Annotated in this window: 5 protein-coding genes; 2 read left to right on the top strand and 3 right to left on the bottom strand. The window is 64.1% G+C overall.

The window, feature by feature from the left end:
* Nucleotides 1-127: 127 nt before the first annotated feature.
* The 3 genes from ACESL5_RS07125 to ACESL5_RS07115 form a co-directional block, all read right to left on the bottom strand.
* Nucleotides 128-793, bottom strand: a complete 666-nt coding sequence (locus tag ACESL5_RS07125; protein ID WP_372592087.1) for a DUF6691 family protein — start codon at nt 791-793, stop codon at nt 128-130.
* The gene (locus ACESL5_RS07120) at nt 793-1,305 is read right to left on the bottom strand and encodes a YeeE/YedE thiosulfate transporter family protein (protein ID WP_372592086.1); all 513 of its coding nucleotides are present in this window, start codon (nt 1,303-1,305) and stop codon (nt 793-795) included. Before ACESL5_RS07120 ends, ACESL5_RS07125 begins: the two co-directional genes overlap by 1 nt.
* Nucleotides 1,306-1,422: 117 nt before the next feature.
* Nucleotides 1,423-2,454, bottom strand: a complete 1,032-nt coding sequence (locus ACESL5_RS07115; protein WP_372592085.1) for an MBL fold metallo-hydrolase — start codon at nt 2,452-2,454, stop codon at nt 1,423-1,425.
* 219 nt (nt 2,455-2,673) lie between these two features.
* Here ACESL5_RS07115 and ACESL5_RS07110 point away from each other — a divergent pair, with 219 nt between their 5' ends.
* Both ACESL5_RS07110 and ACESL5_RS07105 read left to right on the top strand, forming a co-directional pair.
* Complete coding sequence (locus ACESL5_RS07110) at nt 2,674-3,183, top strand: transcriptional repressor (RefSeq protein ID WP_372592084.1); 510 nt, start codon at nt 2,674-2,676, stop codon at nt 3,181-3,183.
* Nucleotides 3,184-3,219: 36 nt separating this feature from the next.
* On the top strand, nt 3,220-3,788 hold a 569-nt coding region (locus tag ACESL5_RS07105; protein ID WP_372592083.1), incomplete at its 3' end, for a class I SAM-dependent methyltransferase.

Genomic DNA, 3,788 nt, shown 5'->3' with positions numbered 1-3,788 from the left:
ATGGATGCCTTGAGTGCCCGACGGGCGCGGGCACGCTTAGAGATCTTTCTGGTTTCCATCGAATGGGCTCTCCTGAAGATTGTCGGGGCAAGACCGTTCGACCCGGCCTCGCCCCGTCGGGTTCCGGTCAATCCTGGTTCGAACGGCTTTCTGCGGTCGCCTCGCGGGCAAGATCACGGCCCAGGCCATCTGCCTCACCCGGAGTATGGTCTTCAGTAATGTCCTCGGCCGTGTAGACGCCGTGGCTACGCTGCTCGAGCATCCGCCCGACCGCGAAGCCACCGATGAGCATCAGGATCATGGCGACGACGATGAGCCAGGGCGAGACGCCGAACAGCTCCGGCACGGTCTTGGCCGACACCTGGGCGCCGTTGACGATGGACTGGATCGTGCTCGTGTCGTAGACGCCGGCAAAGGCCCACACGCCGACGACCATGCCGAGCATGAACACCAGCCCGTCGAGCCGGCCGCTCCCCAGCCCCACGACGGAGGTGCCCGGACAGTAGCCACCGATGGCGAAACCCGCCCCGATGAGCACACCGCCGAGGATCGTGCCCCAGAGGTACATCTCGGCGACGTAGAAGCCCTGCGAGCCGAAGGTGTTGTCGACCTGCAGCAGCAGGATGCCGATGGCCGCGACGATGATCGCCGTGAACATGACCTTGAATACCGACCAGTCCGTCAGCCGGAACTGGGCGGTGAGCTTGCAGGGCGAACCGAAGCCGGCCTGCTCGAGCACGAATCCGAAGAGGATCCCCGTGGCGAGTGCGGTTCCCGCAGTACCGTAATCCATTACCAAACCCTCCGCATCAGCAGGCTCACAAGGATTCCGACCACGAAGAAGGCGATCAGGAACACGAAACCGGCCACGCCAAGCATGGCGGTATTCGACAGGCCCACACCGCTGGTGCAGCCAGCCGCCAGCCGCGAGCCGAAGCCCGCCAGCAAACCTCCGCCGAGGGCGAGCAGCAGGCGAGGAGCCACGCCGATGCGCCCGGAACCACGATCGACCTTGAGACGGAAGCGCCCCGAAGAAACCGAGGCCAGAATGGCACCGATGAAGATGCCCACTACGGCCAGCACGATCCAGGACGCCAGCGGGTTGCCCTGGGCCATTCCGCCGAGGTAGCCGTTGTCGCGGGTCGCCTCGGGAGCGACCTGCAGGCCGATCTCGGTGGCGAAACGGGCAAAGGCACCGGACGAGCCCATGCCGTTGCCGACCAGTATGAAGGTGAGGAGCACGACGAGGCCGAGCACGACCCCGGCAACGAAAGGTGGCCACAATGGCCGGACTTGGCAAGACATTCCCTGCTGGACCTCCTGGAATCAGCGAAAAAAAATCCTTGAAGGCCCGACCATCCGGCGGACCTGAAACATCATTCATGCATGCGAGCGGGCCACCATGCCCGCGGGGCCGCGATCCTAGAAAGCAGCCGCCTCGGCCTCGAGGTACGCCAGCGACGCGTACTTGCCGATGTTCTCGTCGAAGCCGTCGACGTAGGGCGCCATCTCCTGCACTCGTTCGTCCTCGAGCACGTAGTCCTTGACCTCGTCCGGGCTGGCCATCTCGTTGACCGCCTTCTCGGCCGACTCGTAGATCCCCTCGAACAGGATGCGGTTCCGCTCGATCAACTCGTAGGCGGGGAAGCCGTGTGCCGGGATCCAGAACCCCTCGGGCACCGCCTCCTCGAGCTTGTCGAACGCCTTGAACGTGCCCAGGAAGCTGCCGTCGTCCATGAAAGCGATGCGATTGTTCATGGCGATGTCCCCGACGTGGACGATGCCCTTCTCGACGATCTCGATGCTGATGTCCGACGGAGTGTGGGCCGTGCCGTAGAAATGCACCCGCATGGTCATGTCGCCGAAGTCGAATTCGTCGCCATGGCCAACCACCTCGTTCGGCGGCGTGACCACCGTGCCGGCGATCGCATCGCCGGTGGACCGTTCCATCAGGCTCTTCCAGAAATCGCCCTGGTTGCTGCGGATAGCCGACGCGGTCTTCTCGTGCGCGTAGATCGGTACGTCGGGGTTCTCTTCCACGAAGGCGTGGTTCCCGAGCCAGTGGTCACCGTGATAGTGGGTGTTGAAGATCGCCACGATCGGCTTGTCGCTGAACTTGCGGATCTGGCGGATCGCCATGCGACCGATCTGCAGGGAAGCGCCGCTGTCGATGATCACCACCCCCTTCTCGGTGATCGCGAAGGTGACGTTGCTCATCATTCCCTGGTTTTCCACGGACGGGAAGCCCCAGGGGGAGACGATCACGTAGACGTTGTCGGTGATCTTGGTCGCCGGGATGTCGGGCATCGGCGGCCCCTCGACCACCATTTCCTCCTCGGCGAACACCCGGGACGACCAGGAGAGCGGAACAACGGAAAGCCCCGCGGCCACACCGACGTTGCGCAGGAACCGGCGACGCGTCGCCAGGAAATGGTCCTCGAACTGCTTGCTCATCGCTCCTCCCCCTCGCCGTACACGGCACACGCTCCACCTCGGTTGTCCCGGGCGGGGCGTGCGGCACATGCTCGGCCGTGTTTATTAGCTACTTCTTAATAATGCGACCCAAATGATCAAATTTCAACGCATCCCCTATCGAGATCGTTGATCCGGAGTCAACTTTGCTTCTGCTCACCGCAGAAGACAACTGCGCTATGATGACCTGCCCACGAGCGATTGAAAGCCCACATCATGTCCTGCGCCTGTCACGACCATGATCAATGCATCGAAGCCGCCCTGGCCCGGGCCGAGACAATCTGCCAGGAAGCCGGCGCCCGGCTGACTCCGATTCGTCGCCGGGTGCTCAGGGAAGTCTGGGCGAACCACGAGGCGACCAAGGCCTACGACCTGATCGAACGCCTCTCGCGTCACGGCGAACAGGTCAAGCCGCCCACGGTCTACCGGGCACTGGATTTCCTGCTCGCCCAGGGCCTGATCCACCGCATCGAAAGCCTGAACGCCTTCATCGGCTGCGCCCACCCGCAGGACCCCCATCACGCGATCCTCCTGATCTGCAGCCAGTGCGGCGATATCGAGGAGCAGAGCAGCGAGGCGGTGCACTCGGCGCTGGGCGACCTGGCCGCCCGATCCGGCTTCACCCCCCGCTCGGAGGTCGTCGAACTGCGCGGCCTGTGCCGCGCCTGCCGCCTCGAAAGGGAGAGGCGAGACTCTCGAGACGACCACTGAACCTGCCCACGCGCCAAAACCTTAGAGCCAAAAGACATGATGACCCCTAAAGACATCGCCGCACTGCGGCGGGACCAGGTGATCGACTGCGAACTCCTCGGCCACCGGCTCGTGCTCCATTCGACCTGGGGGCTGTTCTCGCCCCGCGAGATCGATGCGGGCACTCGCCTGCTGCTCGAGCACACCCCGATCCCGCCGGCCGGCAGCACCATCGTCGATCTGGGCTGTGGTTACGGCCCCATCGGGGCCACCATGGCCAAGGCCTGCCCGGACGGCCGGGTGATCCTGCTGGACAAGGATTTTGTCGCGGTCGACTACGCCCAGGGCAACCTGGGCCGCAATCGGCTGGAGAACGCCGAGGCCCGGTTGTCCAACGGCCTGTCGGCGGTGGATGGCGAGGGGTTCGATCGGCTCTACTCGAACGTGCCGGCCAAGGTGGGCAAGGAGATGTGGCAGATCATGCTGTTCGACACCTGGCGGGGCCTCAACCGCGGCGGCGAGGTCTGGTTCGTATCGATCAACGGCCTGCGCGAGTACTTCAAGCGCACGATGAAGGAGCAGTTCGGCAACTACGAGAAGGTCAAGCAGGGCAAGACCTACACCGT

It is taken from the genome of Guyparkeria sp. (assembly GCF_041687595.1).
GTDB lineage: Bacteria > Pseudomonadota > Gammaproteobacteria > Halothiobacillales > Halothiobacillaceae > Guyparkeria.
Note: the sequence above shows the minus strand (reverse complement) of the source record. Positions and strands in the feature narration are given on the sequence as shown.